This window comes from Hyphobacterium sp. CCMP332 (assembly GCF_014323565.1).
Classification (GTDB): Bacteria; Pseudomonadota; Alphaproteobacteria; order Caulobacterales; family Maricaulaceae; genus Hyphobacterium.
This window is the reverse complement of sequence record NZ_CP058669.1, coordinates 690,412-717,194: the sequence shown is the minus strand read 5'-3', so window position 1 is coordinate 717,194 and position 26,783 is coordinate 690,412. Positions and strand designations below refer to the sequence as shown.

The 26,783-nt window shown below is 61.4% G+C and carries 32 protein-coding genes; 5 read left to right on the top strand and 27 right to left on the bottom strand.

Translation table 11 applies throughout. From position 1 onward, the window contains the following. The 8 genes from HXX25_RS03690 to HXX25_RS03655 form a co-directional block, all read right to left on the bottom strand. Nucleotides 1–387, bottom strand: a complete 387-nt coding sequence (locus HXX25_RS03690; RefSeq protein ID WP_187167165.1) for a DUF6249 domain-containing protein — start codon at nucleotides 385–387, stop codon at nucleotides 1–3. Between the two features lie 85 nt (nucleotides 388–472). Further along, complete coding sequence (locus tag HXX25_RS03685) at nucleotides 473–1,033, bottom strand: NnrU family protein (RefSeq protein WP_187167164.1); 561 nt, start codon at nucleotides 1,031–1,033, stop codon at nucleotides 473–475. Between the two features lie 112 nt (nucleotides 1,034–1,145). Continuing rightward, entirely contained in the window at nucleotides 1,146–1,484 is a 339-nt protein-coding gene (locus tag HXX25_RS03680) for a type II toxin-antitoxin system RelE/ParE family toxin (protein WP_187167163.1), read from the bottom strand. Then, entirely contained in the window at nucleotides 1,484–1,741 is a 258-nt protein-coding gene (locus HXX25_RS03675; RefSeq protein ID WP_187167162.1) for a type II toxin-antitoxin system ParD family antitoxin, read from the bottom strand. Before HXX25_RS03675 ends, HXX25_RS03680 begins: the two co-directional genes overlap by 1 nt. Nucleotides 1,742–1,811: 70 nt before the next feature. Continuing rightward, nucleotides 1,812–2,129 (bottom strand): hypothetical protein, encoded by a 318-nt coding sequence (locus tag HXX25_RS03670; protein WP_187167161.1) that lies wholly within the window; start codon nucleotides 2,127–2,129, stop codon nucleotides 1,812–1,814. Continuing rightward, nucleotides 2,126–2,659, bottom strand: coding sequence for an RNA polymerase sigma factor (locus tag HXX25_RS03665; protein ID WP_187167160.1), 534 nt, complete (start codon nucleotides 2,657–2,659; stop codon nucleotides 2,126–2,128). Before HXX25_RS03665 ends, HXX25_RS03670 begins: the two co-directional genes overlap by 4 nt. A gap of 2 nt (nucleotides 2,660–2,661) precedes the next feature. Continuing rightward, nucleotides 2,662–3,078, bottom strand: a complete 417-nt coding sequence (locus tag HXX25_RS03660; RefSeq protein WP_187167159.1) for a hypothetical protein — start codon at nucleotides 3,076–3,078, stop codon at nucleotides 2,662–2,664. 315 nt (nucleotides 3,079–3,393) lie between these two features. Then, nucleotides 3,394–4,857 carry an alpha/beta fold hydrolase gene (locus tag HXX25_RS03655; RefSeq protein ID WP_187167158.1) on the bottom strand — a complete coding sequence of 488 codons (1,464 nt, stop codon included), beginning with the start codon at nucleotides 4,855–4,857 and terminating at the stop codon, nucleotides 3,394–3,396. A 138-nt stretch (nucleotides 4,858–4,995) separates the two neighbouring features. Here HXX25_RS03655 and HXX25_RS03650 point away from each other — a divergent pair, with 138 nt between their 5' ends. After that, nucleotides 4,996–6,516: a LytTR family DNA-binding domain-containing protein gene (locus HXX25_RS03650; RefSeq protein WP_187167157.1), complete on the top strand. Its 1,521-nt coding sequence runs from the start codon at nucleotides 4,996–4,998 to the stop codon at nucleotides 6,514–6,516. Here the strand turns inward: HXX25_RS03650 and HXX25_RS03645 are convergent. Next, nucleotides 6,513–6,869 (bottom strand): DUF1428 domain-containing protein, encoded by a 357-nt coding sequence (locus HXX25_RS03645; protein WP_187167156.1) that lies wholly within the window; start codon nucleotides 6,867–6,869, stop codon nucleotides 6,513–6,515. The genes HXX25_RS03650 and HXX25_RS03645 overlap by 4 nt on opposite strands. A 162-nt stretch (nucleotides 6,870–7,031) precedes the next feature. Here HXX25_RS03645 and HXX25_RS03640 point away from each other — a divergent pair, with 162 nt between their 5' ends. Then, a complete protein-coding gene (locus HXX25_RS03640; protein ID WP_187167155.1) occupies nucleotides 7,032–7,433 on the top strand; it encodes a hypothetical protein in 402 nt (133 codons plus the stop codon). Here HXX25_RS03640 and HXX25_RS03635 read toward each other — a convergent pair. The 4 genes from HXX25_RS03635 to guaA form a co-directional block, all read right to left on the bottom strand. Continuing rightward, nucleotides 7,430–7,942 (bottom strand): TetR/AcrR family transcriptional regulator, encoded by a 513-nt coding sequence (locus HXX25_RS03635; RefSeq protein ID WP_187167154.1) that lies wholly within the window; start codon nucleotides 7,940–7,942, stop codon nucleotides 7,430–7,432. The genes HXX25_RS03640 and HXX25_RS03635 overlap by 4 nt on opposite strands. A gap of 284 nt (nucleotides 7,943–8,226) precedes the next feature. Then, nucleotides 8,227–8,436 carry a cold-shock protein gene (locus HXX25_RS03630; RefSeq protein ID WP_187167153.1) on the bottom strand — a complete coding sequence of 70 codons (210 nt, stop codon included), beginning with the start codon at nucleotides 8,434–8,436 and terminating at the stop codon, nucleotides 8,227–8,229. A gap of 329 nt (nucleotides 8,437–8,765) precedes the next feature. Continuing rightward, nucleotides 8,766–8,966, bottom strand: coding sequence for a SlyX family protein (locus HXX25_RS03625; protein WP_233346861.1), 201 nt, complete (start codon nucleotides 8,964–8,966; stop codon nucleotides 8,766–8,768). Nucleotides 8,967–8,970: 4 nt separating this feature from the next. Beyond that, the gene (guaA, locus tag HXX25_RS03620; RefSeq protein ID WP_187167152.1) at nucleotides 8,971–10,539 is read right to left on the bottom strand and encodes a glutamine-hydrolyzing GMP synthase; all 1,569 of its coding nucleotides are present in this window, start codon (nucleotides 10,537–10,539) and stop codon (nucleotides 8,971–8,973) included. Nucleotides 10,540–11,284: 745 nt separating this feature from the next. On the opposite strand from guaA, the gene HXX25_RS03615 reads away from it, so the two are divergent. Continuing rightward, complete coding sequence (locus HXX25_RS03615) at nucleotides 11,285–12,007, top strand: sterol desaturase family protein (protein ID WP_187167151.1); 723 nt, start codon at nucleotides 11,285–11,287, stop codon at nucleotides 12,005–12,007. Here the strand turns inward: HXX25_RS03615 and HXX25_RS03610 are convergent. The 3 genes from HXX25_RS03610 to HXX25_RS03600 form a co-directional block, all read right to left on the bottom strand. Further along, nucleotides 12,004–13,314 carry an RsmB/NOP family class I SAM-dependent RNA methyltransferase gene (locus HXX25_RS03610; RefSeq protein ID WP_187167150.1) on the bottom strand — a complete coding sequence of 437 codons (1,311 nt, stop codon included), beginning with the start codon at nucleotides 13,312–13,314 and terminating at the stop codon, nucleotides 12,004–12,006. The genes HXX25_RS03615 and HXX25_RS03610 overlap by 4 nt on opposite strands. A gap of 180 nt (nucleotides 13,315–13,494) precedes the next feature. Then, entirely contained in the window at nucleotides 13,495–14,967 is a 1,473-nt protein-coding gene (gene guaB, locus HXX25_RS03605; RefSeq protein ID WP_187167149.1) for an IMP dehydrogenase, read from the bottom strand. A gap of 202 nt (nucleotides 14,968–15,169) precedes the next feature. After that, complete coding sequence (locus tag HXX25_RS03600) at nucleotides 15,170–15,970, bottom strand: Coq4 family protein (RefSeq protein ID WP_187167148.1); 801 nt, start codon at nucleotides 15,968–15,970, stop codon at nucleotides 15,170–15,172. A 27-nt stretch (nucleotides 15,971–15,997) separates the two neighbouring features. On the opposite strand from HXX25_RS03600, the gene HXX25_RS13460 reads away from it, so the two are divergent. Then, nucleotides 15,998–16,492, top strand: coding sequence for a GIY-YIG nuclease family protein (locus tag HXX25_RS13460; protein ID WP_233346859.1), 495 nt, complete (start codon nucleotides 15,998–16,000; stop codon nucleotides 16,490–16,492). A gap of 151 nt (nucleotides 16,493–16,643) precedes the next feature. On the opposite strand, the gene HXX25_RS03590 is transcribed toward HXX25_RS13460, so the two are convergent. Both HXX25_RS03590 and HXX25_RS03585 read right to left on the bottom strand, forming a co-directional pair. After that, on the bottom strand, nucleotides 16,644–17,384 hold the full coding sequence (locus HXX25_RS03590; protein WP_187167147.1) for an RlmE family RNA methyltransferase: 741 nt from the start codon (nucleotides 17,382–17,384) through the stop codon (nucleotides 16,644–16,646). Further along, a complete protein-coding gene (locus tag HXX25_RS03585; protein ID WP_187167146.1) occupies nucleotides 17,381–18,499 on the bottom strand; it encodes a Ppx/GppA phosphatase family protein in 1,119 nt (372 codons plus the stop codon). Before HXX25_RS03585 ends, HXX25_RS03590 begins: the two co-directional genes overlap by 4 nt. Before the next feature lie 154 nt (nucleotides 18,500–18,653). On the opposite strand from HXX25_RS03585, the gene hspQ reads away from it, so the two are divergent. Further along, nucleotides 18,654–18,992 carry a heat shock protein HspQ gene (gene hspQ / locus HXX25_RS03580; protein WP_187167145.1) on the top strand — a complete coding sequence of 113 codons (339 nt, stop codon included), beginning with the start codon at nucleotides 18,654–18,656 and terminating at the stop codon, nucleotides 18,990–18,992. Here hspQ and HXX25_RS03575 read toward each other — a convergent pair. From HXX25_RS03575 to HXX25_RS13945, 9 genes are all read right to left on the bottom strand, one after another. Then, the gene (locus HXX25_RS03575; protein WP_187167144.1) at nucleotides 18,989–20,002 is read right to left on the bottom strand and encodes a fumarylacetoacetate hydrolase family protein; all 1,014 of its coding nucleotides are present in this window, start codon (nucleotides 20,000–20,002) and stop codon (nucleotides 18,989–18,991) included. The genes hspQ and HXX25_RS03575 overlap by 4 nt on opposite strands. Before the next feature lie 78 nt (nucleotides 20,003–20,080). Next, nucleotides 20,081–20,392 (bottom strand): DUF190 domain-containing protein, encoded by a 312-nt coding sequence (locus HXX25_RS03570; RefSeq protein WP_187167143.1) that lies wholly within the window; start codon nucleotides 20,390–20,392, stop codon nucleotides 20,081–20,083. A gap of 2 nt (nucleotides 20,393–20,394) precedes the next feature. Then, on the bottom strand, nucleotides 20,395–21,354 hold the full coding sequence (locus HXX25_RS03565) for a sodium-dependent bicarbonate transport family permease (RefSeq protein WP_187167741.1): 960 nt from the start codon (nucleotides 21,352–21,354) through the stop codon (nucleotides 20,395–20,397). A 73-nt stretch (nucleotides 21,355–21,427) separates the two neighbouring features. Next, nucleotides 21,428–22,075 carry a carbonic anhydrase gene (locus tag HXX25_RS03560; RefSeq protein ID WP_187167142.1) on the bottom strand — a complete coding sequence of 216 codons (648 nt, stop codon included), beginning with the start codon at nucleotides 22,073–22,075 and terminating at the stop codon, nucleotides 21,428–21,430. 80 nt (nucleotides 22,076–22,155) lie between these two features. Further along, nucleotides 22,156–23,298, bottom strand: a complete 1,143-nt coding sequence (locus HXX25_RS03555) for a homogentisate 1,2-dioxygenase (protein ID WP_187167141.1) — start codon at nucleotides 23,296–23,298, stop codon at nucleotides 22,156–22,158. 51 nt (nucleotides 23,299–23,349) lie between these two features. Then, nucleotides 23,350–23,748, bottom strand: a complete 399-nt coding sequence (locus HXX25_RS03550; protein ID WP_187167140.1) for a hypothetical protein — start codon at nucleotides 23,746–23,748, stop codon at nucleotides 23,350–23,352. Further along, nucleotides 23,745–24,392: a TIGR02466 family protein gene (locus tag HXX25_RS03545; RefSeq protein ID WP_233346856.1), complete on the bottom strand. Its 648-nt coding sequence runs from the start codon at nucleotides 24,390–24,392 to the stop codon at nucleotides 23,745–23,747. Before HXX25_RS03545 ends, HXX25_RS03550 begins: the two co-directional genes overlap by 4 nt. Nucleotide 24,393: 1 nt before the next feature. Further along, nucleotides 24,394–25,476 (bottom strand): isoaspartyl peptidase/L-asparaginase family protein, encoded by a 1,083-nt coding sequence (locus HXX25_RS03540; RefSeq protein ID WP_187167139.1) that lies wholly within the window; start codon nucleotides 25,474–25,476, stop codon nucleotides 24,394–24,396. A gap of 618 nt (nucleotides 25,477–26,094) precedes the next feature. Then, nucleotides 26,095–26,220 (bottom strand): hypothetical protein, encoded by a 126-nt coding sequence (locus HXX25_RS13945; protein ID WP_255466961.1) that lies wholly within the window; start codon nucleotides 26,218–26,220, stop codon nucleotides 26,095–26,097. Between the last annotated feature and the right edge of the window lie 563 nt (nucleotides 26,221–26,783).

Genomic DNA, 26,783 nt, shown 5'->3' with positions numbered 1-26,783 from the left:
TTATTCGGCGTCGTTCGGCTTGTCGCGGAACATTACGCCCATGACGATCAGGGCGATGCCGACAAAACCCGGGAAAGACGCCACGCCGGCCATGATGCCGAGTGCCTCGAAATCATTTTCCACAGCACCGATCGTGTAACCGAGCGTGATGAAGGCGGCCGCGATGGCCAGAAGAATGATCCCGGCGCGGATGTCGCCGCCTTTTTTCTTTTGCGGCATGCCGAGGGCCTTGATGACGTCCGGCGTCAGCTGGGTACCGCTCTGGGCGGCCTGGCGGACGGTTTCCAACACCTCGCGGCGGTTTTTTGCGCCATGATGATAGACGATCCATACGATCAGAACGACGGATCCAAAAACGGTAAGAGGGGCAAGTACATCGGGTCCCATGGGGATTTCCTTTCGTGTCTCGAAAGCGCTCAACTGCGCTTCTCGAAATCAAGATGCATCGTCGATCGGTTTTGGATGCAGCGCGCTATCCGATAATGCCGACGCCAAAGAGGTAAAGGTGAAACCGCGCCAGCAGAACGGCCACGAGCGCGCCAATCACGATCGCCACGACATCCCCTCCCCAGCCCTTGGGCGGCACGGGCGCGTGGTCCCCGCGGATGAAGGCAGCGATCAGGGTGACCAGTGACCAGGCGAAAAAGGCACCGAACATGTAAACCGCTGCGCGTTCGCTGTTCGCGGCCAGATGCGAGCCGGACCAGAGCAGAACACCGATCAGCATGGGGTGCTGGACAAAGCGCCGGATATGGCTGGGCGTATTGGCCGCCACAATCAGGATCAGGGATACCGGCACGGCAATCAGCGCCGCCAGGCGGCCCCATTCCGGCGCCTCCCATAGCATATCGGACGGATGTGCCTGTATCTTGCCGAAGATGATCAGGCCGAGGCCGACAATCGAAATCAGCGAATAGAGGACCTTGAACCCGCCCGGCCCGAAGCCGGATATCATGGCGTTGCGTCCGCCCGGCACCAGCCGGACGGAATGGATGCCCAGAAACAGAACCAGACCGATAATCAGAAAAATCATGCCATGTCCCCCTCGACCCGGTGAGACTAGTCCGAGTCTGCCGGGCTTGGCGAGGTTTGTGCAGAAAATTGAACGGCCATATCCGTGGCAAGACTGTTACTACCCGTCGGCTTCATCTGCCGGGCTCAGCCCTCGAGAGCGCAGCGAGTTTTCCAGGCAGATCGACCCTGACATGCAGGAAATCGACGATGCTGATCTGGTCCGCTGCTTCAACAAAAACAACATAGTGTTGCCCGCAACGCACATAGCGCAAATCCTCCGGCACGGTACTGCCCGCCAATTGTCCGCAGGAACGGGTGATAACATGGCCCGCGGCGATCTCCCGGCAGGTCCCGATCAGATCGGCGGCATAGGCCTCCGCCTGACGGGTGCCAAATGTGGCAAAGGTCCAGTCGGCGATTTCGGCGAGGGAGTCTTCCGCCTGGCGTGTCAGCCGCCAGCGGCGGATCATCAGGCCGGCTTCCCGGCTCTCGAAAAGGCGCGGCGAATGGCGTCCTCTCCGGTGCCCGCCGCGAAATCACCGCTGCGCACCTGGTCGAGGCCGGACTGAAGCCGGACCTGAAGGGCACCGATTTCAGCCTCTTCACGTTCAAGCAGCCGCAATCCAGCGCGCAGCGCTTCGCTGGCATTCTGATACCGTCCCGATGCAACCAGCTGATCGACCAGCCGTGTCTGGGATTCGGTCAAGACGACATTGCGCGTGGCCATTTCGGTCTCCTGCCAGGGTGTTGGCAATATATGCCAATACTGCCGCGACGTCTATCCGGCCCGCAAGCCGTCAGGCGCGCGCGCTTCGCGGCAATATCCGCGGCAGCCACACAGCGACTGCGACAATGAGTGCGGCGAGCGCGAGGCCCGGCGTGCCCGCCATATCCGCCGCAAATTGTGCCGCGGCGCCCACAAGGCTGAGGCCCGATGCTTTCACCAGACCGAAGAGAATGGCGGTTGCGGCAATCGCAATGATGCCATTGCGGCGCAGCTGCGCGGCAAAGCGAATGCGGGCCATGCGCCCTTCCAGATCCGCCATGAAGGCCGGATCCCGCGCCGGTGCGGCATCGGCCTGAAGAAAGGCGTTCAGCTTGTTCTCTGCGCTCATGAGTCACCTCCCAGCACGGCGAGCAGTCTGGCCCGGCCGCGCTTGATATGAGATTTGATCGTTCCGACCGGCATGTCCAGTGCCTCGGCCGCTTCGCCATGCGACCACCCCCCTGCCAGGCAGAGGGAGATGCAGGCGCGCTGGTCCGGCGTGAGGTCCTGCATCGCCGCCTCCAGCGCCATATTCTCGCCGAGGCTGATGCCCTCGGGCCGCATCTGGTCCTGTGTGTCCGACCATTCCTGTTCGCGCCGGGCGCGCCGGCCGGTGGCGCGGCGCTCTTCCGAGGCCAGCCGCCATCCCGTGCCGATCAGCCAACTTCTGAACGCGGCCGGATCGCGCAACTGATCCAGCCTCTGCCAGCCGCGGATCAGGGCGTCCTGTGCGATATCGTCTGCCAGCGCGTGATCGCGGCAAACCCCGCGGAGAAAACTCCGCAGGGCTGCGCTGTGGCGCCGGGCGAGCTGTCCGAACGCCGCATCGGACCCAAGCCGTGCAGCGTTCACCAGATCGGCGTCGCTCGCCGCTGACATGATCAGCGCTTGCGGCGTTTGCCAAAGAGCGAGGAGGCGAGGAAGGCCAGGGCGAGCACGCCGAGGATCATCGACACGAAATACATCGCGGTTTCATCCCCCAGCCAGCCGGAATAGCCGACAAAGGCGAACACCGCGCTGAGACCGGAAAACAGGACGACCAGGAAGACGCCGCTGCCGCTGCCTTCGTCCTTGCCGTCGTCTGACCAATTGCCGTCAGACTTGTCGTTGTCCGACTCCAGCGCACGGATCAGTTCTGCGGGCGGTTCCTTGCCGGACTGGGCATAGGCCTTGAGCACCTCGACCTTTGCCTTGGTGCGCTGATAGCCCATCAGACTGTTCCATCCGCCGGCCACAAAGAAGGCGAGCGGGAAAAGCAGCCACCAGTAACTTTCAAAAAGATCGCCGAACGTATCCATGATTCCCTCCAATCGACCCGGCAATATCGCCGTTCACAGGACAAGTGGCCACCGGAAACCGGATTGGAGGCAGGCGGTGTGAAGAAACCGCATCTCGGGGTGACCGTCTTCCCGCATCAGGATGAGAAAATGAGTCCGGGTCTGCTCCCAGGTCCCTGACGAAGAATCGCTTTTCAGCTTCGCGCCCAGAGCCGGACATGAAAAGGGCGGCCGCCTAAACGTCCGCCCTTCAAGTATCGATTCAAGTTGAAGTTCTGAATCAGGTTGAAGCGCAATGCTCCGAGCTTGCCGCCACTAAGTCACCTGCCACGCCGGCTATTGAGCGAATGGATTGGCAAGAAAGTCCGGCGCATCTAGCCAGATATCTGAATCAGCCACCGCTTCATCCTGCATGAAGGCGTGCATGACACTCTGAATATCTGGAGACAGCATGAACAGATTGTGTCCGGCATTGTGAATCATAATCTGTGTAACATTTGACAACCCTTGCACCGCCTCGGCCTGTCCCTCGATATAGGTGCGACCATCCAGCGTTCCGGTGAGCAACAGAACCGGTGTCTCTCCTGACAATTGCGTGCGAAAATTATTGCCCAGATCCAGCTCGGTCAGAACAGGCAAAAGCTGTGGCATCGGCGCGTTGAGGAATGCCCCGATGGGCGATTGCGGCAGCTGAGCGTTGAACAAAGCCAGGCGTTCCTCCGTGATGCCAGAAGCGCGATCCATCGCCAGCGGCATTGCCCTGAAATCAATGGTTTCGCGAATTTCCATGAAGCGCTGAATCAGCGCGGTCATGATGACGTATCCGCCACGATCGAGTTCCGAATAGAGCGCCAGAACAAGACCGACATTGGTCGGGTCTGCGAGGGCACCACCGGCCAGAGCCTGCACATCGCGGCGTTGCAGCATGAAAGCTTTGGTCGAGCCATCGGCCTGCGGGATGTCGAGTAAGACAGGCGCTTCATCCAGCCGGTCATGGACGCGGTGCATCAGGCCGACCACATCCGGATAGGCAGCCGCAACGGCAGGCTGGGCATTGATTGCATCCTGCAAGCGCTGGAAATAGGCGGCAGTGCGCGAAGGCAGTTTGACGGTCTGATCCAAGCCTTCGGCGCTGGCGATGATCACCCGGTCCAGTTCGGCGTCGATCGTGTTCAAAGCCGCCAGTGCGAGATGACTGCCATAGGAAATCCCCCACAGGGAAATCCGGTCCGCACCGAGGTGCCGACGCAGATCACTCAGATCGTGGACGCTCTCCATCGTCGTATAGCCGCGCAGGTCAATGCCCTGATCCGCCCAGAATGCTGCGCACTCCACCGCCGCCCGTTGACGGGAAACAGCCCATTCTGCATCGGTTACGGCCTGCGCCACCGTGTCTGCGACGGAGGAGACGCAAACCGGGATGTCATTATCGGACAGGCCCGTTCCCCGCTGGTCGAATGCGTAGACATCGGCGTGTTGCCGCATATCCATGAAAAGCGGGAAACGCGGGCCGCGGGCTGTTCCTGTCCCGGTGCCGCCGGGCCCGCCCGAAAGATAGATGATGGGCGAACCGGGATTATTCGTTGTCGCAGGAAAGCGTACATAGCCAAGTTCGATCATCCGCGTATTCGGATCTGCGCGATACTCCGGCACCTCGAAGTGGCCCTGATACGCCGTGACAGGATCGCCATTGCCCGGTGTGAATTCGATTTCGACCTCGCCGGGGCGCGGGCCGCTTTGAGCCAAGGCAAGCGCGGGAGCGGCGATAAGAGCCAGACCGGCCATCAGCAGAGTTTTCATTTCAATCTCCAATCGACCATTTGTGGACGGAGAAATGCCTGCCCGATTTTCCGGCGCGGTTCGGGGTCAAAACGTCGAACGGCAGTGACTTTTCGGTAAACGGAAGGACCTTGCCGTTGAACGGGGTTAGGATGGGTCATGAGATTTGTTCCAATCCTCCTCCCCCTCGCCATCCTTTGCCTTCTCGTGACCGGGTCAAAGGCCGAAGCCCAATCCCTGATCTGGATGGATATGGAAACGGCACGGGTCTGCCCGGCCAGCGATGACCGCGAGGTGCCGGACTTCACCGCACCTGATTGCACGGATACAGCCCTGGCCGATGTTGACCCCCAAGGCCGGATGATCTGGGTGGCAGGAACACTCACCCTGACGCAGGAGCAAATTACGCAGGATCGGCCACTCGGCTTTTTCGTCTCCGGCGCCATGTCGACGGCGGTTCATATGGATGGCCAGTTTCTGGGACAAAACGGACAACCGGGACAGAACAGGGCGAGCGAAATTCCCGGCGCAATGGATTCGGTGATCTTTGTCCCGCCCTCCGCGCTTCATGCCGGGGTCAATGAGCTAGCCCTGCTGATGTCGGCCCATCACGGCCCCATCGCGTTTGAAAACCCGATACATATTCTGGCGCTTGGCGACTTTGCGAGCCCAACGGAACGGATCATCCGGGCCTATTGGCCGGCCCTGATCAATCTGGGCATTCTGACGCTGGGCATTGTCATCTTCGGTGTTTCCGCGGTGCGGGGTGAAGACCGGGAAGCCGGGATCATTCTCACACTATTTGCGCTTGTCATCACCGCTCAACTGGTCACGGAGACCAGTCGCGGCCTTTTTGGCTATGCCTATCCCTTGCATGGCTGGCGCATGATAGGCGTGACCAGCTTTGCAGCTGGCTCCGGCCTGCTTTTTCTGGCGCATGTGCTGAAACGGTTTTCCGGTTGGCGGTGGCAAATTCGCTGGGGCATTTCCGCGCTCGTGGCGGTCCTTACACTCGGCGTGATTTTCAGCACGCCCGGCTATGATCCCAAGACTATTATGGCGTTGGTCATTCCCGCTGCCGCGACGATACCGGGCCTGATCATGCGCGGTGTGAAACGTGATCGCTCCGCGATGATCTATCTGGCGCTGCTACTGGCAACGGGCATCGCTTTCCGGATCAACCCGTTCTGGATACTCGACGTCTATATCTACTATTTCGCGGCGGCGTTGATGCTGGTGCTGTTCTTCGAACAGGCAATCGCCCTGATCCGGGCGCGACGCAGCGCAAAATCGCAAACGGCACGCGCCGAACGGCTGGAAATGGCGCTGCAACAGGCGCAACAGAAATCAGACCCGACGCAGCTTCAACTGACCAGCGCGGGCAAGGTGGAGCGCATCGACACCGCGCGCATCGCCCACATCCAGGCGGCGGGAGATTATGTCGAGCTAAACTTCAAAGGCGGAAAATCCGCGCTGTTCACCAGCAGCCTCAACGAGATCGAAAACAAGCTGCCGGACACCTTCTTGCGGGTCCATCGCTCCCACATCGTCAACACCGCCTTTATTGATCAACTGGTGCGTGATGCATCAGGCGTCGGCACGCTGACGCTCTCCTCAGGCGCGGAAATTCCGGTCAGTCGTCGCATCATGCCACGGGTGCGAAGCGCGTTGGCGGACTAGGCGTCCACAATCACTTCAAACCCGCCCATGATCATGCGATTGCCATCAAAGGGCATGTTCGCCGGGTCCATACCTGCCATGCGCGGATCTTCCATCGCCGCTTTCATGCCGACATCGCGCGTCGCCTTGTCCGGCCAGGTGATCCACGAAAACACCACCGTTTCATCCGCTGTGGCTTTCACCGCCATTGGAAAGGACGTCACCTCTCCCGCCGGCACATCATCGCCCCAGCATTCGGTGACACTGAGTGCGCCGTGATCCTTGAACATAGGCACCATGGCCTCGGCGACTTTCCGATAGGCTTCTTTATTCGCCATCGGCACGGCGATCACATAACCATCCACATAAGTCATGATGTTTTCTCCTGATTGGAGAGGAATAAACGCCGAGAACCATCGACTTGTCGAGATGATGCGCGCATTTACAGCGATGACGGTCGCAGTCGTGAATTCATTATTGTAGCGAACGCTACATTCTGATAGAGAGTCTGTAGCAATCGCTACAGGAGCTCATCAATGAATCTCGCCTCCCGCCTTGGCCTGACTGGCCGTCAACTCTGGTTATCTGCCCTGATGGGTGTCATCCTCTGGTTCGTTGCCGCCATAATGCTGCGCTTCATGGGACCGATGGGTATTTATGACGGACTGGCGCGGGTGCTGCTCTATATCGCGATCATTCCCGGCACGATTCCCTTCATGATCCTGTTTCAGAAGATTGCCGGACTGAGCCGCCAACAAGTCGCGCTGGGCGTCTCTGTCGGTACAGCAGCGGCCATTCTGTGCGACGGGGCTGCGCTGGCCTGGTATCCGCAGCTTTATGGTCCGACAGTCGCGCTACACGCCGGTGCGGGAGGCACCATCCTGTGGGGTGGTGGCGTCGGGCTCGTCATCGCCTTCTTCATGAACAAGGCCGACTAGCGCAGGGCGGCGTTGACGTCTTCCAACCCTAGGCTTTTCAGCAAAATCATGCCTTCGACCGTGACCAGCAGGCGGGCCGCTTCGGCGGTCCGGCCTGCCTCGGCGCAATCAAGCTGGGCGCCGCCCCATTCCATAAAACCCCGCCCAATAGCACCGCCAATCTCGCGCAGCGTGTCATCGCCGCCAGCGGCTCCGGCCGCGATCTCCAGCCAGAGACGCGCATAGGGCCAGACATCCGGGCTGGTCATCAGACCATAGAGTTTTTGCGCCAGCGCTTCGCGCGGCAGTTTTTCCAGCTCACCCGGCGCGCTGAACACCTCCATCAGGCGCGCGGCCCCGTGCTGGAGCACTTCGGCGATCAGCGCATCCTTGTCCTTGAAATAATAAAGCAACATACGATCGCTCGTGCCCGCCGCCTTGGCCATGGGCCGCAGGCTGGCTGCGCCCAGCCCTTTGGTCAGGACGTAGTCGACCAGCTTGTCGAGAAGGACGGTGCGTTTATCGGTCATTCAAGCGCGCACGACTCTTCGGAAAACAAAGCCTGTGAGTCTTTGGTGAGTTCACCCTGGCTCAGACGACGCAGGATCATCGGTGTTTCCCCCTCATGGACGCCAGACTAGCAGGTGTGGCAGATGGCGCCATCTTTTGTGACCGGGCTTATCGATACGGCGATTGTTCATTGCCCGGCGCGGTCACAGATCAAGACCGCCACGCACAAAAAAAGGCCGGACAATTGTCCGACCTTTTTTCACTGTGGGAGCCGCGCTGGTGTTCGCGCAGGTCCGGTCTCGGATTAAGCCTCGCGGAGATTATCCGCGGCGTTCTTTCCAGACTTTTTGTCAGCAACCACGTCGAAGCTGACCTTTTGGCCTTCTTCGAGCGAATGCATGCCAGCGCGCTCAACAGCGGACGCGTGCACGAAGACATCAGTTGAGCCATCTTCTGGCTGGATGAAGCCGAAGCCTTTTGAAGTATTGAAGAATTTAACGGTACCAGTAGCCATGACGATTTCCTTTCAATCAATCACGTAGAAATCAGGCCCGGGCCGGCCGATTGCCGGTGGGTCCTGAAAGACGATTTTGGAAGGAATTCAGTCAATGGCGTGCCAGGCACACCGGAATCATTCGGCAAACAAGATCGTGGGGCAGTGTCTAGCCCTGAAGTGTGGCCACAACAAGGAGAGATCAATTGTGCCGGGTTTTCAGATCACCGGATACCTCCTTCGAGGCTCGCTTCCCGTCTCCCTCCGGCTCGACCGGAGGGTCTCAGTCGGATCGAGATCCTCCGATCAAGTCGGAGGAAGGCGGTGATCTGTAAGGTTGAAAGCGGGCCTCACCAGTGCGGCGGTTTCTCATTGCCCGGCGAGGGCAAGCCGGATTCGAGCTCGGCGATGCGGTCGTCAGAGGCGCGCAGGCGCGCCGTCAGCCGGTCGAGCTCTTTTTGCTGACGTAACAGGCCGTCGGACAAATCCTCGATCGTGCGCTGTTGTTCAGCGACGAGCATTTCCAGGGTGTCGAGGCGGTCAGAGCTCACACCCCTACTCCCACTCAATCGTCCCGGGCGGTTTGGACGTCACGTCATAGACGACGCGGTTGACGCCGCGCACTTCATTGATGATGCGCGTGGCCGTGCGGCCGAGGAAGTCGTGGTCGAAGGGGAAATAGTCTGCTGTCATGCCGTCCACGGAGGTGACGGCGCGCAGGGCCAGCACATTGTCATAGGTGCGGGCATCGCCCATCACGCCGACGGTCTGCACCGGCAGGAGGACGGCAAAGGCCTGCCAGATCGTGTTGTAGAGGCCCGCCTTGCGGATCTCGTCGATATAGATGGCGTCGGCCTTGCGCAGAATATCGGCCTTTTCCTTCGTCACCGCGCCGGGAATGCGGATGCCGAGGCCCGGCCCCGGGAAGGGGTGGCGCTGGACAAAGCCGTCGGGCAGGCCCAGCTCGCGGCCGAGCGCCCTGACCTCGTCCTTGAAGAGTTCGCGCAAGGGCTCGACCAGCTGCATATTCATGCGCTCGGGCAGGCCGCCGACATTGTGGTGGGACTTGATCGTCACAGACGGCCCGCCATCGAATGAGACGCTCTCGATGACGTCCGGATAGAGCGTGCCCTGGGCGAGGAAATCGGCCCCGCCCGCGGCTTTGGCGTGCTTTTCAAACACGTCGATGAAGAGCCGGCCAATGGTCTTGCGCTTGGCTTCCGGATCAGAGACGCCGTCCAGCTCACCCAGGAAGAGATCGCCCTCATCGGCATGGACGAGCGGAATGTTGAAGGAGTCCCGGAACAGGCGGACGACTTCTTCCGCCTCGTTCAGACGCATCAGCCCGGTATCGACGAAGACGCAGACCAGCTGGTCGCCGATGGCATCATGGATCAGCTTGGCCGCCACGGCGCTGTCCACCCCGCCGGAAAGGCCGCAGATCACCCGGCCGGAGCCGACCTGCTCGCGGATCTTGGCCATCGCCTCCTCACGGAAGGCGGCCATTGTCCAGTCGCCCTTCAGGCCCGCAATATTGTGGGTGAAGTTGCGCAGGAGCAGCGCGCCGCGCGGCGTGTGCACGACTTCCGGGTGGAATTGCACGCCATAAAACCGGCGGCCTTCATCGGCAATCGCCGCAAAGGGCGCATGGTGAGAGGTCGCAATCACCGAGAAACCGGGCGCGAGGCTGGCGACGCGGTCGCCATGGCTCATCCAGACGCGCTCTTCATGGCCGATGCCGCCAAAGCCCTCAAACAGCGGGCTGTCGGCGACGATCTGGATGTCGGCGCGGCCGAACTCCTTGTCCTCGCTGCCTTCCACCGCCCCGCCCAGCTGGGCCATCATGGTCTGCTCGCCATAGCAGATGCCCAGAACCGGCAGGCCGCGGGTGAAGACGCTCTCATCGGCGCGCGGGGAATTTTCCCAATGCGTGGAGTGCGGCGAACCCGACAGGATGATGGCCTTGGGATCGAATTCATCGATAAAGGCGGCATCGGCCCGGTTATAGGGGTGGACCTCGCAGAACACGCCGCTTTCGCGCACGCGCCGGGCGATGAGCTGGGTAACCTGGGAGCCGAAATCGACGATCAGGACTTTTTCATGATGGGCGGTGATGTCTGTCATGGCAGGCGGTTAGCGCGAGTCACCGCGAAAGGCGAGTCTGTTGTTGCACCCGCTTTGTCTTTTACCCGTCATTCCGGGGTGTCCTCATGAAAATGGGGAGGCATGCGTCTCTTTCTCCCCCCGCTTGCGGGGGGAGTGTCGCGTAGCGACGAGGGGGGCGAATGGCGGGTGTGTTCTTGCCCCCTCCGTCTGCCGCTTCGCGTCAGCCACCTCCCCCGTAAACAGGGGAGGAAACCATTGATCCTCAAGCCGATTCTTCACTGAAAACCCTCCTTTGAGGCTTGTTGCACTCGCTCCTCAGGATGATGCATTATCTTTTTGCGCCGTCTTCGTCCGGCTTGACCGGACGATCTCGTTATAGAGACCCTCCGATCAAGTCGGAGGGTGACGGGTTTGTTGTTACCTCATGCTGAGGTGCTGATCGCAGATCAGCCTCGAAGCACGCAAGGCAATCAAGCCGCCCAACTCAACGTCATCCCTGCGAAGGCAGGGACCCAGTTGCGACTTGGCCACCCTCGCACCCTGCGCCAACCTGCCGCTGCGCTAACGTTGCGCAGATTGAGGGCAGGACATTCGCAGCTTCACCCTTGCTCTGGGTCCCTGCCTTCGCAGGGATGACGGCGCAAGCGGTAGCGGCAAAATCTCGACGTTTGCCCGCCCGCTCTATCACGGAGATGAAGAAGCCTTCGGTAAAGCTACAATGTGTCCCGTAGGCGTGTCCTGTCGGGCGTGATAAAGAAGCCAGATGATCGTGATCTATTTTCTGTCCGCCGGGCTATTTGTACTCCTGTTCACGCGGGAGGTGATTGCGCCGGCGTCAGGCGCAGCATGCGATAAAAGGTGGCGGCTGTATTCCGGGTCTCTCAACGCCGCCAATATCGTTGTTGTTGTGCTCGCGGGATTTATTTTTCACGATCAGATTTCAGCGCTCGCCGTATTTGATCTGGAATCGCAGACTGGTGCCATCGTCGGCAGCTTTGTTGTTTTCCTGACGGCCAGCTTGATCGCCTATTGGTGGCACCGTCTGACCCATCATTCCGATACGCTTTGGCGGGTTGTCCACCAGCTCCATCACAGTCCTTCAAGGATCGAAACCCTTACGGCCTTCTATGTTCATCCGCTAGACAGTTTTTTGGCCGCGCTTATCAATGCACTCGTAGCGTATGGACTATTCGGCGCCTCACCAGCTATGGCGGGTCTCGCCCTGTTCTGGGTCGCGATATTCAATCTGGTGGCGCATGCGGACCTGCATACGCCACAATGGCTGGGATACATTCTGCAACGACCGGAAATGCACCGTCTGCATCATCAGCGTGGCCTTCATCGGTCTAATTACGGCCTGCCAATGTGGGACATGGTGTTTGGCACCTGGCGGAATCCTGAATATTCCGAAGTTGAATGCGGTTTCCCGCCTGAAAAGGAATACCGCATCAAGGATATGCTATTGATGAGGGATGTCGACGGCTAATCCGCCCGCTCCATCACCGCAATGAAGAAGCCGTCCGTGGCGCTGCGGTGCGGGGTGAGCTGGAGCGCACCGCTTTCGAGTTCACACGCGGCGAGCACGTCCGCGGCCCCCTCAGCGAGCCCGCCCGAAGCGATCAGGGCGTCGCGGGAATTGTTTTGGGAAAAGTTCGCGTATCGGGTGAGGAAGGCTTCGATCCGGTCGCCATTTTCTTCGGGCAGAATGGAGCAGGTGACATAGATGAGCCGCCCGCCGGGCTTGACATATTTGGCTGCATTATCAAGCGCTTCGTCCTGGTCTTCGAGGCGTTGATTCAGGGCGCCTTCGGAGACCCGCCATTTCGCATCCGGACGCCGCCGCCAGGTGCCCGTGCCGGTGCAGGGGGCATCGACGAAGACGACATCCATCTTGCCTTCCAGCCCGGAGAGCTCGTCTTCCGGCCCGTCATGGACTTGTACGTTTCTGACTCCCGCCCGCTGGAGTCTTGGCCAGATAGCCTTCATCCGTCGCCAGTCATGGTCCCAGGCGTGTATCTGCCCGGTATTGCCGGTCATGGCGGAAAGCTCCAGCGTTTTGCCGCCCGCGCCGGCGCAGAAATCCAGCACCTGGTCGCCCGGCTTCACACCCGCGGCGAGCCCGGCCAGCTGGCTGCCTTCATCCTGCACCTCGACCCAGCCCTTGCCATAGGCGGGGATGGCATCCGCCGGCGGGGATTTGCCCGTCGCCTCGTCCAGAGGGATGCGGATGCAGGAGCGCGCCAGAGCGCCAGCGCGCGCGGTCGGGATTTTCGACTGCACGGCGGCGAGCGCTTTTTCCGGCTCGGACTTCAATTCATTGACGCGCAGATCGACCGGGGCGCGATCGGCCATGCCGGCGCCCTCCTCTGCCGCCGTATTGCCAAAGGCGCGCGCCATGGAGGCGGCCAGCCATTCGGGATAATCACCGAGGATATGCGCCGGGGCATCGGAGATATCGCGCGCGAAGGCGGCGATCTCGGCTTCGGTCAGCGCATCAGGTGAATGCGGGTCAGCGGCGAGCTGTTCTTTCAGCGCCTCGACATCCATGCCCCAGATGCGGCCGACCACGCCCAGCGCCAGGGCGCGCGCGCTGTCATCGCCCATGGCAAAGCCAAGCGATTGCTTGCGCCGCAGCGCATCCATCACCAGGCCGGAAATGAAGGCGCGGTCGCCCGAGCCGGCAAAGCGGTGGGCCGAGCCCCATTCGCGCACGGCCAGTTTGACCGGGCGGTTCTGGCGCTCGATGACGTCGAGAATGTCTATTGCCGCGGCGATGCGTCCACCGAGTCTCATGGATTGGCTCCTGATGGCCACCTCTCCTTCGAGGGCGGCTTTGCCGCCACCTCAGGATGAGGTGAAAGCGTATGCGATAAGGCCCTGCAATACGCCAGCGCCCGGATATTCACAAACCACCTCATGCTGAGGTGCGACCCCGGATTTGATCCGGGGGAGCCTCGAAGCAGGCGTGCCGCCCTAACCCGGTGTCGGATAGTTCGGCGCTTCGCGGGTGATGGTGACGTCGTGGGTGTGGCTTTCCTTCAGCCCCGCATTGGTGATGCGGATGAATTCGGCGCGCTCGCGGAAATCCTTCAACGTCTTCGATCCGGTATAGCCCATCGCAGCGCGCAATCCGCCCATCATCTGGTGCAGGATCGGACCAACCGGGCCCTTGTACGGCACCTGACCTTCGACGCCTTCTGGCACCAGCTTCATCTGGTCGCCGACATCCTTCTGGAAGTAACGATCGGCCGAGCCGCGCGCCATGGCCGCGACACTGCCCATGCCGCGATAGGATTTGTAGGAGCGGCCCTTGAACAGGAAGACCTCGCCCGGGCTTTCCTCGGTCCCGGCCAGAGCCGAGCCCATCATCACCGCGTCCGCCCCGGCGGCCAGCGCCTTGGCGAAATCTCCGGAATACTTGACGCCGCCATCGGCAATGATCGACGCCTCGGACCCCTTGGCGGCCCGTGCAGCATCCATGATGGCGGTCAGTTGCGGCACGCCGACACCGGCGACAATGCGCGTGGTGCAGATCGAGCCCGGGCCGATCCCGACCTTGATGCAATCGGCACCCGCATCGATGAGCGCCCGCGCGCCGTCATAGGTCGCAACATTACCGGCCACCAGCCGCGTGCGGTTGGAGGCGCGCTTCACGCGGCGGACCTGATCCAGAACGCTGGCCGACATGCCGTGCGCGGTGTCGATCACCAGCACGTCCACACCGGCCTCGATCAGGGCTTCGGCGCGTTCAAAGCCGCTGTCGCCGACGGTCGTCGCCGCGCCGCAGCGCAGGCGGCCGTGACGGTCCTTGGAGGCGAGCGGGTGGGTCTGGGCCTTTTCCATGTCCTTGACGGTGATCAGGCCGATACAGCGCTGATCCTCATCGACCACCAGCAGACGCTCGATGCGGTGCTTGTGCAACAGACGCCGTGCCTCGTCCTCGCCGGCGCCTTCGCGCACGGTGACGACCTCGCGGGTCATCATATTGCCGACCTTCTCGTTCGGGTCCTCGGCAAAGCGCACATCGCGATTGGTAATGATGCCAATCAGCTTGCCCGGCATATTGCCGCTTCCCTCAACAACCGGAATGCCGGACACGCGGTGATGCGCCATCAGCGCGTTCAGATCGGCCAGGGTCGCGTCAGCGCCGATCGTGATCGGATTGACCACCATGCCGCTTTCAAAACGCTTTACGCGGCGCACTTCCTCGGCCTGCTGCTCAACGGTCAGATTGCGGTGCAGAATGCCCAGCCCGCCCGCCTGCGCCATGGCAATGGCCATGGGCGCTTCGGTGACCGTATCCATCGCTGCCGACAGGATCGGAATATTGAGGTTCACCCCGTCAGCAATGACAGTGGTGGTGTCCGCGTCTGCGGGCAAAACTTCGGATGCGCCGGGTTGCAAGAGCACATCATCGAAGGTCAGGCCTTCGCGAATCTCCGCCATGGAGACCTCCTTGCTGCTTGCGGGGGCGGATTAACGGGGAATCACTCCGGGCGCAAGGGGGGATGTCGTTTCGGTTCGCCTAAAAAAACCGTCATCCTCCGGCTTGACCGGAGGACCTCACCGACACCGAGATGCTCCGGTCAAGCCGGAGCAAGACGCTGGTATATACTGCGGGTTCGCACTGACAGACCTCGCGTCGGCCTCAAGCGCGCACCGCCACCGGAGCGGGACCGTCATAAGCGGCCAGCGTATCCCGATAGAGCTGCGGCGGGTTCACCTTCAGGCGCGCCCGCGCCTCTTCCAGCGGCAGCGGCAGGAGCGCCGTCAGGTCCGTGGTGTAAAACGGCGTAGCTGCCAGCGCATTGCGTTTGGCCTCGGCCATCATCCGGCCCACGGGCCAGGACGGGATTTCATAGCGCAGACGCAGGCCGGCCAGACGGCCCAGCCATTTCGGCCCGCGGCCATTCGTCTGCGTGCCGGTAAAGACCAGCAGCAGCGCCTCGCCCAGCGGATCGCGGCTATAGCCCGACAGCACATGATAGAGATCATGCGTCAGGCTCATCATGTAGGAAACCGCATAGAGGCCCGGCCAGTTATCCCGCATCGCCGCCATTTCCTTTGGCGCCTGCGCCCAATGGGCCTCGAACACGCCTTCGGGCTTGAGATCCTCGGAGTCGAGATAGTCCAGATAGGCGGCGGCAAACGTGCCGGGACCATAGGATTCCAGCGTGGCGCGATCATTGAGGACGCGGCCCACCTGCTCGCGATCGGTCAGGATGGACTGGCCATACTCCGAAGCGGTGAAGCGCTCGTAGAATTTGGTGTAGGAGCGGCCGTTCACATTCTCGAAGAAGGCAAACACATAGCGCGTGTCTTCCTTGTCGCGCACCAGCCCCTGAAACGCCTGCCAGGCTTTCCACGGATTGATCGGCCGCACGGGATAATCGGCGGCGCTGTGCGTGTGGCCCGTGGTCTCACTCTGGAATGTCTGCGTATCCGGCATGGAATACTCTCCTCCGATACAGGATAAGTGAACACTGTTTACTTTTTCGTCAAGGGGCTTCGGCCACGAAGATTGATCCGGTGGATCAATCGGCTGGCCGGAGGTGGCGCCAACGCGGTTTTTCCCGTGTTTGCGGGGGGCGCAATTCCGAATGCTCACCAAATTCCGCCTTCCTCCGGCTTGACCGGAGGACCTCATCAATCTTTGATTGCTATCATGTCGAAGCGGTATCCCTGCATCGCCGTATATATGATGGCCAGCCGCAAGAATGGCCCGATCTATATCGGTGTGACGAATGATCTGGTCAGACGCGTCCATGAGCATCAGGAGCAGCTACGGACGGGCTTCACATCAAAATACAATTGCAAAAGCCTGGTCTGGTATGAAATTCACGATCTGATGTCGGCGGCGATTCAAAGAGAGCGGCGATTGAAACACTGGCTGCGGTATTGGAAAATCGAACTGATCGAAAGGAGGAATCCCGATTGGCGTGATTTATCGGAAACGCTCTGGCATAATTAGAGATGCTCCGGTCAAGCCGGAGCAAGACGCTGGGTTTAGAACTTAAAACTGTTTTATTCCCCGTTTCTCCCGACTTTATCGGAGGGGCTCCCGGATCGTCGCGATGCTCCGTCCGGGATGACGGTGAGGGACACAATCGTCTCGCCCCCCCTCACTTTTCCGGCGTATCGCCGCGATAGCCCTTGGCGATGAGATAGGTTTCAGCGCTTTCCGAGCGGCTGGCCGGGGGTTTGGCGTGGCGGATGGTTTCAAAGCGGTGCTTGAGGCGATGCAGAAGATCATCCTCGGTGCCGCCCTGAAACACCTTGGCGACAAAGGAGCCTCCGGGCCGGAGCGTCTCCAGCGCAAACTCGGCGGCGAGTTCGACCAGGGCGACAATGCGCAAATGGTCGGTTGATTTATGGCCGGTGGTCCACGGGGCGAGATCGGACAGGACGATATCCGCCGGCCCGCCCAGCGCCGCCTTCACCTGTTCCGGGGCATCCGGCTCGGAGAAATCGAGCGTCATCATGATCGCGCCCTCGATCGGGTCCATTTCGAGAAGGTCCACGCCGACGACATGGGCGGCGCCCCTTTTCAGTGCCACCTGCACCCAACCGCCGGGCGCTGCGCCGAGATCAACGATGCGGGCGCCGGGTTTGAGCAGCTTGAAGCGTTCGTCCAGCTCGATCAGCTTGTAGGCCGCACGCGAGCGATAGCCTTCCTGCTTGGCCCGCTGAACGTAAGGATCATTCAGCTGGCGCTGCAGCCAGCGCGTCGAGGAGAGCTTGCGGCCCCGCGCAGATTTGACCTTCTCGTGCAGGGATTTGGCCGAGCGTGCATCGCCGCCCTTCTTCACCGGGCCGGATCGGCGGCGGCGTTTTTCTTCCGGCGGATTCGGGTCGTCACTCATTCGGCAGCCTTTGGAGCGGAGCTTGAGCCCGCGCCCTTAGCATTCCTGCGGCGGCGGCGCTTCGGTTTCTGCATCAGATTGAGTAACAGGCCTTCGCGCAGGCCCCGGTCGCCGACGCGGATTTTTTCAACCGGCCATTTGTCCATGACGACTTCGAGGATGGCACAGCCCGCCAGCACAAGGTCGGCGCGGTCGCGACCGATCACCGGATTGGCCGCCCGGCCATCAATATCCTTCGACGCCAGATCGAGACAGGCCGCGCGGGCATCGGCGGCGGTCATCCAGCTGCCATCGACCAGTGAGCGCTCATATCGTGGCAGGCCCATATGGACGCCCGCAACGGAGGTAATCGTGCCGGACGTGCCAATCATGTGGGCGCGGCCGGAGGTGAACAGGGTTTTGAGCTTGCGCGCCCCGCGCGGCGTGCGGATGGCCTCAGCGGCGAAATCCTTCATCGCCTCATACCAGTCATCCGGATGTTCGGCCTCGGGAATGCGTTCGGACAGGGTGACCACGCCGACCGGCGCACTCGCCCAGGTCCGGATCGGCGGGCGGCCGCCGCTTTCAAAACCGCCGCGCGCGCGCCATTGCGCCAGATCCACCCAGGAGAGCTCCGTCGAGCCGCCGCCGATATCCACGACCAGCGCCACATCATAGGATTCATCCATCAGATCCAGACAGCCCAGCACCGCCAGGCGGGCTTCTTCTTCCGGGGTGATGATGTCGAAATCGAGCCCCGTCTCGGTCTTGATCCGCGCCATCAGTTCTGGGCCATTGTCCGCCAGCCGGCAGGCCTGTGTGGCCACCGAGCGGTATTTGACCACTTCGCGCCGGTTCATCTTTTCCGCGCAAACGCCCAGCGCCGAGACGACATTGTCCATCGCCGCATCATTCAGCTTGCCGGTTTCAGTGAGGCCACCGCCCAGCCGGACAATGCGCGAAAAGGCGTCAATGATCCGGAAGCTGCGCCCTGCCCGACGCGCAATCAGCATGCGGCAATTGTTTGTGCCCAGATCAATCGCGGCGAATGCAGGCCCCGGCCCGCCCTTCTTGTGCTGGCCGGGTTGTGGTCCTGTGAATCGCGATTGCGCGGCAGCAGGCTTGTCCTGCGCCATTATATACCTACCTCTCGCCGTCTCGCGCGTTGGTCCCGATGGGCTCGCCGCGTTTCGGCCTGATCTTTGCCTTCATCTTGCAGCATAAGGCTTAGTTCGGCAGCATCAAGTGAAACCGGCTCAAACCGGCACAGACAGAAGGATGGTATACAGAATGGCATTGGAACGTGACGCCCGGTTCGGCATTGGCGATGTGGTTCGCCACCGGCTCTTCCCTTTCAGGGGCGTGGTGTTCGATGTTGATCCGGAATTCGCCAATACCGAGGAGTGGTGGCAAGCCATTCCGGAAGCCCTCCGCCCGGCGAAGGAACAGCCCTTCTACCATGTGCTGGCCGAGAATGAGGACAGCTTCTATACCGCCTATGTCTCCGAGCAGAATCTGTTGCCGGACGCCCAGAGCGGCCCGGTCAAACACCCCCAGACCCGCGAATTGTTCGAGGGTTTTGACGGCGAGCGCTATCTGCTGAAAGCGGGCGAGATGCGGCCGAACTAGCCCGTATACCGCACGACTTTCTGATCAATCGCGCCGAAAATGGACTGGCCGCCCTTATCGAACATCTCGATGCGGATCGTGTCGCCGGGTGTCATGAAGGGCGTTTTCGGCGCGCCGTCATAGATGGTCTCGATCATCCGGATTTCGGCGATACAGGAATAGCCCTTCCCGCCTTCGGAAACCGGCTTGCCGGGGCCATCATCCATCTTGTTGGAGATGGTGCCGGAACCGACAATCGTGCCGTTCGTCAGCGGGCGGGTCTTGGCCAGATGCGCGACCAATTGTGCGAAATCGAAGGTCATGTCGACCTCGCAATCGGGCTCGCCGAATTTTTTGCCCTTGAGATAGCTGACCAGCGGCAGGTGCACCTTGCGGCCGTCCCATGCGTCGCCCAGCTCGTCCGGCGTCACCGCAACCGGCGCAAAGGCCGTTGGCGGCTTGGACTGGAAGAAGCCGAAGCCTTTGGCGAGCTCGCCCGGGATCAGACCGCGCAAGGACACGTCGTTGACGATCATCAGAAGGCGGATCTGCTTTGCCGCTTCGTCCGGCGACAGGCCTTGCGGGCCGGAACCGGTGATCACGGCCACTTCGCCTTCAAAATCACAGCCCCATTTATCATCGCCCAGCGGGATGTCTTCGGTCGGCGCGAGGAAGGCATCCGAGCCGCCCTGATACATCAGCGGATCGGTCCAGAAGGTGTCCGGCATTTCCGCATTGCGCGCCTTGCGCACCAGTTCGACGTGATTGACGTAGGCCGAGCCGTCCGCCCACTGGAAGCTGCGCGGCAGGGGCGACAAAGCCTGTGCCGGGTCAAAGGCCGAGGTGTCCGCCGTTCCGTCATTCACCAGGTCCGACAAGGCTTCCAGCGCCGGCTTGCACCGGTCCCAGTCATCCAGCGCGGCCTGCAGTGTCGGCGCGATGTCCGAGGCATCGGCATAGCGGGAAAGATCACGGGAAACGACGACCAGTTGACCGTCAGGATGTCCATTGCGCAGCGAAGCGAGTTTCATGATTTCGGCCCTTCGACATGTTTGCTTTGGCGCTTTACTAACGCGCGCAGCAAACGGTTCAAGGCCTGTCTGCGGACGTCAGAAATGATCGGCCCGGATCACTTCGACGTTCGAGACGGTCACGATGCCGATCTGGGACGAGACCAGCGCATAGACTTCGTCCAGCACGGGCGAGAGGTCTTTTTCGTCAAGCACGGCGAAAAGCACGAACATGCGCTGGCTTTCGCTGATCTCGCCCTTGCGCGACCAGGAGCCGTTCTTGCCGCGCCCGGACACCGCCGGCATCACCGTGTAGCCGCTGACTTTCAGCTTATCCAGACGGCGGCAGAGGCGATCCAGGACCGGGGCCTCGATCACGATTTCAAGCCGCTTTTTTGGCGTCGTATCCATGGTCATCCACCCAGCATCTGGCCGGCGACCGCATAATAGAGCGGGATGCCGAAAATAAGGTTGAAGGGGAAGGTTATACCCAGCGACAGCGTCAGCGAAATGGCGGGCTTCGCTTTCGGCAAGGCGAGGCGCATGGCGGCCGGCACGGCAATGTAGGACGCACTGGCCGCCAGCGTCATCAGGAGCGCACCGCTGCCCGGCTCCATGCCGATCAGCATGGCGGCGATCAGGCCCAGCGCGGCGCCGATCAACGGCATGTAGAGGCCATGCAGGATGACCGGCAGCCGGATATCGCCCGCCTGCCGGACCAGGCCGCGTCCGGCAACCAGCCCCATATCCAGAAGGAAGAGGCAAAGCACGCCGCGGAAAATATCGTAGAAGAAGGGCTGGACGACTTGCTGGCCGGTCTCGCCGGTCGCCCAGCCAATCGCGAACGCCCCGATCAGCAGCACGATGGAGCCGTTGAAGGCGACGTCGCGCACCAGCTCCTTGTTGGATTGCCCGTCCTGTTTTCCCGCCAGCATCAGGCCGGAGAATATTGCGGGCGCTTCCATGGCGGCGGCCACGGCCACCATGAAACCGGCCGCCGCGAGGCCCAGCGCCGCACCGGCATCCGACGCCGCGATGAAGGTGACAATGGAAATCGAGCCATAGTGCGCCGCAATCGCCGCAGCGTTGGTGCGATCCGTCTTGCTGGTCGCCCGCAGCAGGGCAAAACTGATGAAGGGGATGGCGAAGGACAATACAATGCCGGCGCCAATCGCCAATGCGGCCACCGACAGGCTGCTACTCGCCATCTCGACGCCGCCCTTGAAGCCGATGGCCATGATCAGATAGATGGACAGCGATTTGGCGACGGCTTCGGGGACCACGAGATCGGAGCGCACAAGCGCGGCAGCCAGCCCCAGAGCGAAGAACAGTATCGGCGGCGAAATCAGATTTGCCGTTGCCAGATCAAACAATCCCACCGGGCGCTCTCCTCATGATTTTGCGCCGTGTAGCAGCGTTGCGAACCAGTCGCAAGAGCAGATCTGCCTAGCGGTGCTCGACCTGCGTGAAATCGCCGTCAACGGTCAGCCATTCCAGCTCGCCATCGGCAATGCCGAAGCGGGCGCCGTGAATCTTCAAACGTCCCTCCTCCGCGCGCTGCCGGATGAAGGGATAGGTCATCAGGCGCTCCATGGAGCGGCGGATGGAGCAGAGCTCGGTGCGCTCGGACAGGGCGTCGATATCCTCGATACCGGGCAACTCGGCGCGGGCATCCTCCAGCGCTTCGGCAATGGGTTCGATCCAGTGGTCGATGAAGAGCGAATCGGGATCCGGCTCCCCGCAGACGCAGGCATTGACGCCGCCGCACTGACGATGGCCCAGCACCAGGATATTCGGCACTTCCAGCTTGCGGATCGCAAATTCCAGCGCCGCAGAGACGCCGTGATGCGCGCCATCAATCTCGCAGGGCGGCACGATATTGGCGACATTGCGCACGACGAAGAGCTCGCCCGGCCGCGCATCGAAGACCTGCGCCGGGTCGACCCGGCTGTCGCAGCAGGCGATCACGATGGTATGGGGTTTCTGACCCTTGTCCGAGAGGCTTTCATACAGGCTGTGCTGACGCGGATAGAGCTCGGTGCGGAACCGGTCAAAACCATCCGTCAGTTCGTGGGGCATGGAGCGCTTGGGCATGAATTCCTGTCAGTTTTGTCCAGCCAGCAGACTAGTGCCGGTCGCGGCGGCATATCAACTCTCACCGGCAGGCACAGCGCTTATCCGCCCGGCGTTTTCCACGAATTGACATAGTCGCGATTTTCAACGCTGGACGCGCCCTCGCCGACATCGAGCGGATCGCGCGTGTCGATCATCACCGCATATTCGTCAGTCGCGTCCTTGGTCTGTTTCAGCATGTTCTTCAGCGCCTTGGGGTGCGGGCCATGCGTGAATCCGGCGGGGTGGAAGGTCATCATGCCGGCATCGATATTGTCGCGGCTGAAGAAGTCGCCGGCATGGTAGAACAGGACTTCATCGTAATCGTCATTATTGTGGAAGAAGGGCACTTTCAGCGCGCCGGGATCGGTCTCGAACGGGCGCGGCGCAAAGGTGCAGACCACAAAGCGATCCGACAGGAAAGTCGTATGGGCGCTCGGCGGCAGGTGATAGCGGTGGCTCATCAGCGGCCGGATATCCTTTACATTCAGGCGCACCGGAGCGAGTTCGCCATGCCAGCCGACGGCATCGAGCGGATTGAACGGATAGGTGATGCGGGAGACCGCGCCGCGCTTTTTCACCTCGACCACCCATTCATGGTTTTCGTCGGTTTGCTGCGCGATGAAGGCGTCATTGACCTTCGGTGCATCGAGGATCGCCGGATCAAACACGGCATGCGGTCCCACCAGACCCTTGTCCGGCAGGGTGTAGTGCGTATTCGTCGCCTCGATCATCAGGATGGCGAGCGGCTCGGACGGGCTCAACCGCCACATCGTGCCGCGCGGCAGATAGACATAATCGCCCTGCGTCACCTCGATATGGCCGAAGTCGCAGAAGAGGTCGGCGGTGCCGCGATGGATGAAGAGCAATTGGTCGCCATCGGCATTGCGCGCCAGCGCCGTCATCGGCCCGGCCAGCTTCCAGAAGCGGACATCGGTGGCATTGTTGTGCAGGACGGCGCTGGAATTCCACGGCGAGTTTTCCGCCGCATTCAGCCTGTTGAGGTCAAAGGCGCGCGGTTGCAGCGGGCCTTCAAACTTCACCCAGCCGGTGGGCGGATTTTTATGGTGCAGGAAAGCGGCGGGGCCGAAGAAGCCTTCCTTGGACATTTCGCGCTCATAGGTGCCTTCCGGCATATCCGCGTGGGCCTGCCGGGAGGCATTGCCCTCCACGCGAGAGGCGTAAATCCATTTGCGATTGGCCATGGCCATGTCTCCTGCCGAACGGGTTCTCCGCCAATTTAGTTACAAATGAAACTAAATGGAAGTCCTGTTTGTCCGGATCAGCGGCAAGACGGCGAACACGATCTGACCGGCCAGTCCGGCAGCCCCTGCCGGTTCCTGCCATCCGGCCATGAATTCCACAATTGTCTGCCCCTGAAGGCCGGCTGCCAGCGCGGCTTCGGCCAGAATCAGCAGGGTAAAGGCGCTGCCACCCATCAGGGCGCGATCGGCAAGACGGGCCGGGACCCGGCGGCGATCGAGTATCCGGCCGCACGCCCACCAGGCCAGCGCCAGAATGAAGGGAAGTTCGACGAGCACGGCCGGCAATGCGCCGAGGTGGGGCGTCAGAAAAACCGCCCGGATCACGCCGAACAGAAAGCCGGCCGCGAAGACGATGGCAAAATAGGCCAGCCCGTCGCGCAGTCCCGTCATGCGACCTGACGGACCGGCAGGTTCATGGCGATGGAAATGCGTTCTCCCGGACCGCTATGTGGCCGCACGGCATGCATGAGCCAGGACGGAAATATGACCATCTTCCCTGCCTCGGGCTGGATATGGATCTGCGATAATGGCGCGCCGTCCGCCGGGCGTTCGCCCAGCGCCACGTCAGACGCCATCATCCGGTTCATCGGAAAACGGGGATCGAGCAGGACAAGCTCTCCGCTTTGGCTGTCGCCACCATCATCGACGTAGAAAACCGCCGACCAGAGCGAGCTGGGGTGCGCATGCATCTGGTTGGACGCACCGGCAGGGGAAATATTGGCCCACATGTCCATGCCGAATTCGAAGCGCGGCTCTCCGTTCGGCTGACGGCCCATATCGTGCGTGAAAGCAGCGCAGGTTTCGACCGTCGCCCGGGCCAGCAGACCGGCTGCCTCGCCGCCCCAATCCAGCATCATCGTATCGGAATGCCAGCCGAGAATATTCGAGCGGGCGATACCTGGGTGACTGGCACGGCGCGCCAGAATGGCCTGCCGCAACGGCGCGACAAGCGGCTGAGCAGCGGCCGGGCGGGCTTCAATCAGCGGCGTGGCGAAGATCTTCGAGAGCGTCGCTTCCTGCGTTTCTGCCACCATCTCAGTCCTCATCGCCGTAAATGGCGACCACGGGTTCACGGTCCGATCCCCAGCTGGCGCGGTACATGCCCGGCGTATTGAAGCTCCAGGCGGTCTCGCCGCTGCCCGACAGCACGATCACGCCGCCATCCCCGCCCAGATCGGTCAGCGCGCCCTGGATCACCATGTCGGCGGCATCCTGCGCGGCAAAGGCGCGTTCTTCCGCGCCGCGATCCATCACCTCCAGCTCATGGCAGATACGGGCGGCAATGTTCAGGCGGATGAAATACTCGCCCGTGCCCGTCGCGGAGACTCCGCAGCTCTCCGTGGCATAAGTGCCCGCGCCAATGACCGGGCTGTCGCCGACCCGGCCCCAGCGCTTGGCGGTGGTGCCGCCGGTGGAGGTGCCGGCCGCGATATGGCCGGACTGATCCAGCGCCACCACGCCGACCGTGCCAAAGCGGTGCTCGCGCTCCATCAGATCGAGATGGCCTTCCTGAATTTCTTCCGGCTCGGGTGCGCCTGCGGGGCGTTCCGGCAGGGGCAGGCCGAGATCACCCACGGCCCGCTCCATGGAGCGCCAGCGGCGCTCGGTGAAGAAATACGCCGGATCGACAAATTCCAGTTCCTGTTCGCGGGCAAATATTTCGGCCCCCTCACCGGCCAGCATGACATGGCGGGAATTTTCCATCACGGCGCGCGCGGCGGTGATCGGGTGGCGGATCCCCGTCACACCGGCCACAGCGCCCGCATTCAGGTTCGATCCGTCCATGATGGAGGCATCCAGCTCGTTGCGGCCCTCGGCGGTGAAGACCGCGCCGCGCCCGGCATTGAACAAGGGATTGTCTTCCAGATCGCGGATCACGGCCTCGATGGCATCCAGCGACGACCCGCCTTCGGACAGGATCGCCCCGCCGGTTTCCAGCGCGGCGTCCAGCGCGGCGCGATAGGCCGCCTCGGTGTCGGCGGTCATCGACTCGCGCTCGATCACGCCCGCCCCGCCATGGACGACAATGGCCCAGCGGGCTTCGTCCTGTGCCAGGCTGGCGGCCGTCGTCAGGCCCGCCAATAATGTTGCTATGAGTGTTGCTGTGAGTATCCGCATGATCGCCTCCCCGTTTGCTGCGCGACATTCCGCCTGATTATGCCGGGAATGCAAGGGGGCATCGGAAAGCGCCCGCAAGCCGTCCGACCCCGCGCGGCCCTCGTCCAACTTATGCTAGCAAATCGTGACTACTTCGCGTTATTTTTGTTGCTCCTTTTTGGAGAGAGCAAATGCGAACGCTAATCCTTCTTTGCTCGATTGTGGCTACAGGATGCACCTCTGCGTCGAGCGACAGGCATCCCTTGAACAGCATAGACATAGCCGAAATCGGCAATGGGGGCATGGAGTTGCCGGCCCCAGCATGCGTCTATGGGACGATATATGATCTCAGGGCGCTTGGGCATGATATGGTATTCATGGGCCCCAATGGCTACAGAGATTTTGCAATACTGAACGAGCGCAATGAGGTGCTATTTGGGCGCGAGAATTAATCGCAATCTCTTCGTATTGATCAGGAGCACTCGTTAAATTACTGGATCTCTTCCCTCAGCCCAAGGGTTCGGATACTCGATTTCGAACCGTCTAGAGGCCGGTCAATTCCAGAAATCAGGGTTGTTTGCGGGACGATATCAGCGGATCGTCATGTTCCGCTCGGTTCTTTATCTTGGGATTATACCATTAGCGACTGGTATTTCCGGCATCATCGGTGATGGTGATGACCGACCCGCGCTCATCCGATAGCAGCCACTGGCGATCATAAGTGGTGTAATTCGTGCAGCCGCCGGGAAAAACAGGGACACACACGTATTTGCCGTCATCCCTGCGAAAGCAGGGCCCCAGAGCCGCAATGAAGCCCGCCAATCCATGCGCGCAATCTGCGCAGCGTTGATGCTGGAGGCTGGTTGGCTCAGGGCGTGCCTGTTGGGCTAGCGCAACTGGGTCCCTGCTTTTGCAGGGATGACCAAGTGAAAAACAGGGACACACATCTTTCATCCCTCCCCGCGCGCGGTGCGGACGGGCCCGCGAAGCGTTCTGTTCAGACCGGCCTGGTGAAGCCTGTGGCCGCTTCGGATACGTCCCATAGACGGGTCATGACCGCCTTATCCCCTCGCCCCCCGAACCGCTTACACTGGCCGCCAACTGCGTCTGCGGGTCTGCGCCCCACGCGCTGCGGGCCGGGCTCTGAAAACAGCCGGAGGCGAGTTGGAAACTGTCGGAGACAGCTGGAGACAGTTGGAGTCGAATTGGAGACTCACTGGAGATGTCTGGAAAGATGAAAACAAGCGGAAGCGCCTTGCCAAACACACGATTGGGACGCGCGCCGGACCGGCCCGCCGGAGCAATTGTAGTCGTTGTAGTAGTAGTCG

Coding starts and splice junctions, on each gene's coding strand:
- HXX25_RS03680 (WP_187167163.1), bottom strand. CDS start 1,484: ATGATCCGCCGCTGGCGGCTGACACGCCAGGCGGAAGACTCCCTCGCC.
- guaB (WP_187167149.1), bottom strand. CDS start 14,967: ATGGCGGAGATTCGCGAAGGCCTGACCTTCGATGATGTGCTCTTGCAA.
- HXX25_RS03560 (WP_187167142.1), bottom strand. CDS start 22,075: ATGCCCAAGCGCTCCATGCCCCACGAACTGACGGATGGTTTTGACCGG.
- hspQ (WP_187167145.1), top strand. CDS start 18,654: ATGGCATTGGAACGTGACGCCCGGTTCGGCATTGGCGATGTGGTTCGC.
- HXX25_RS03550 (WP_187167140.1), bottom strand. CDS start 23,748: ATGACGGGACTGCGCGACGGGCTGGCCTATTTTGCCATCGTCTTCGCG.
- HXX25_RS03590 (WP_187167147.1), bottom strand. CDS start 17,384: ATGAGTGACGACCCGAATCCGCCGGAAGAAAAACGCCGCCGCCGATCC.
- HXX25_RS03575 (WP_187167144.1), bottom strand. CDS start 20,002: ATGAAACTCGCTTCGCTGCGCAATGGACATCCTGACGGTCAACTGGTC.
- HXX25_RS03540 (WP_187167139.1), bottom strand. CDS start 25,476: ATGCGGATACTCACAGCAACACTCATAGCAACATTATTGGCGGGCCTG.
- HXX25_RS03545 (WP_233346856.1), bottom strand. CDS start 24,392: ATGGTGGCAGAAACGCAGGAAGCGACGCTCTCGAAGATCTTCGCCACG.
- HXX25_RS03635 (WP_187167154.1), bottom strand. CDS start 7,942: ATGACCGATAAACGCACCGTCCTTCTCGACAAGCTGGTCGACTACGTC.
- HXX25_RS03655 (WP_187167158.1), bottom strand. CDS start 4,857: ATGAAAACTCTGCTGATGGCCGGTCTGGCTCTTATCGCCGCTCCCGCG.
- HXX25_RS03645 (WP_187167156.1), bottom strand. CDS start 6,869: ATGACTTATGTGGATGGTTATGTGATCGCCGTGCCGATGGCGAATAAA.
- HXX25_RS03630 (WP_187167153.1), bottom strand. CDS start 8,436: ATGGCTACTGGTACCGTTAAATTCTTCAATACTTCAAAAGGCTTCGGC.
- HXX25_RS03585 (WP_187167146.1), bottom strand. CDS start 18,499: ATGGCGCAGGACAAGCCTGCTGCCGCGCAATCGCGATTCACAGGACCA.
- HXX25_RS03570 (WP_187167143.1), bottom strand. CDS start 20,392: ATGGATACGACGCCAAAAAAGCGGCTTGAAATCGTGATCGAGGCCCCG.
- HXX25_RS03600 (WP_187167148.1), bottom strand. CDS start 15,970: ATGCCGGATACGCAGACATTCCAGAGTGAGACCACGGGCCACACGCAC.
- HXX25_RS03650 (WP_187167157.1), top strand. CDS start 4,996: ATGAGATTTGTTCCAATCCTCCTCCCCCTCGCCATCCTTTGCCTTCTC.
- HXX25_RS03660 (WP_187167159.1), bottom strand. CDS start 3,078: ATGGATACGTTCGGCGATCTTTTTGAAAGTTACTGGTGGCTGCTTTTC.
- HXX25_RS03555 (WP_187167141.1), bottom strand. CDS start 23,298: ATGGCCAATCGCAAATGGATTTACGCCTCTCGCGTGGAGGGCAATGCC.
- HXX25_RS03615 (WP_187167151.1), top strand. CDS start 11,285: ATGATCGTGATCTATTTTCTGTCCGCCGGGCTATTTGTACTCCTGTTC.
- guaA (WP_187167152.1), bottom strand. CDS start 10,539: ATGACAGACATCACCGCCCATCATGAAAAAGTCCTGATCGTCGATTTC.
- HXX25_RS03610 (WP_187167150.1), bottom strand. CDS start 13,314: ATGAGACTCGGTGGACGCATCGCCGCGGCAATAGACATTCTCGACGTC.
- HXX25_RS03640 (WP_187167155.1), top strand. CDS start 7,032: ATGAATCTCGCCTCCCGCCTTGGCCTGACTGGCCGTCAACTCTGGTTA.
- HXX25_RS03670 (WP_187167161.1), bottom strand. CDS start 2,129: ATGAGCGCAGAGAACAAGCTGAACGCCTTTCTTCAGGCCGATGCCGCA.
- HXX25_RS03690 (WP_187167165.1), bottom strand. CDS start 387: ATGGGACCCGATGTACTTGCCCCTCTTACCGTTTTTGGATCCGTCGTT.
- HXX25_RS03665 (WP_187167160.1), bottom strand. CDS start 2,659: ATGTCAGCGGCGAGCGACGCCGATCTGGTGAACGCTGCACGGCTTGGG.
- HXX25_RS03675 (WP_187167162.1), bottom strand. CDS start 1,741: ATGGCCACGCGCAATGTCGTCTTGACCGAATCCCAGACACGGCTGGTC.
- HXX25_RS03685 (WP_187167164.1), bottom strand. CDS start 1,033: ATGATTTTTCTGATTATCGGTCTGGTTCTGTTTCTGGGCATCCATTCC.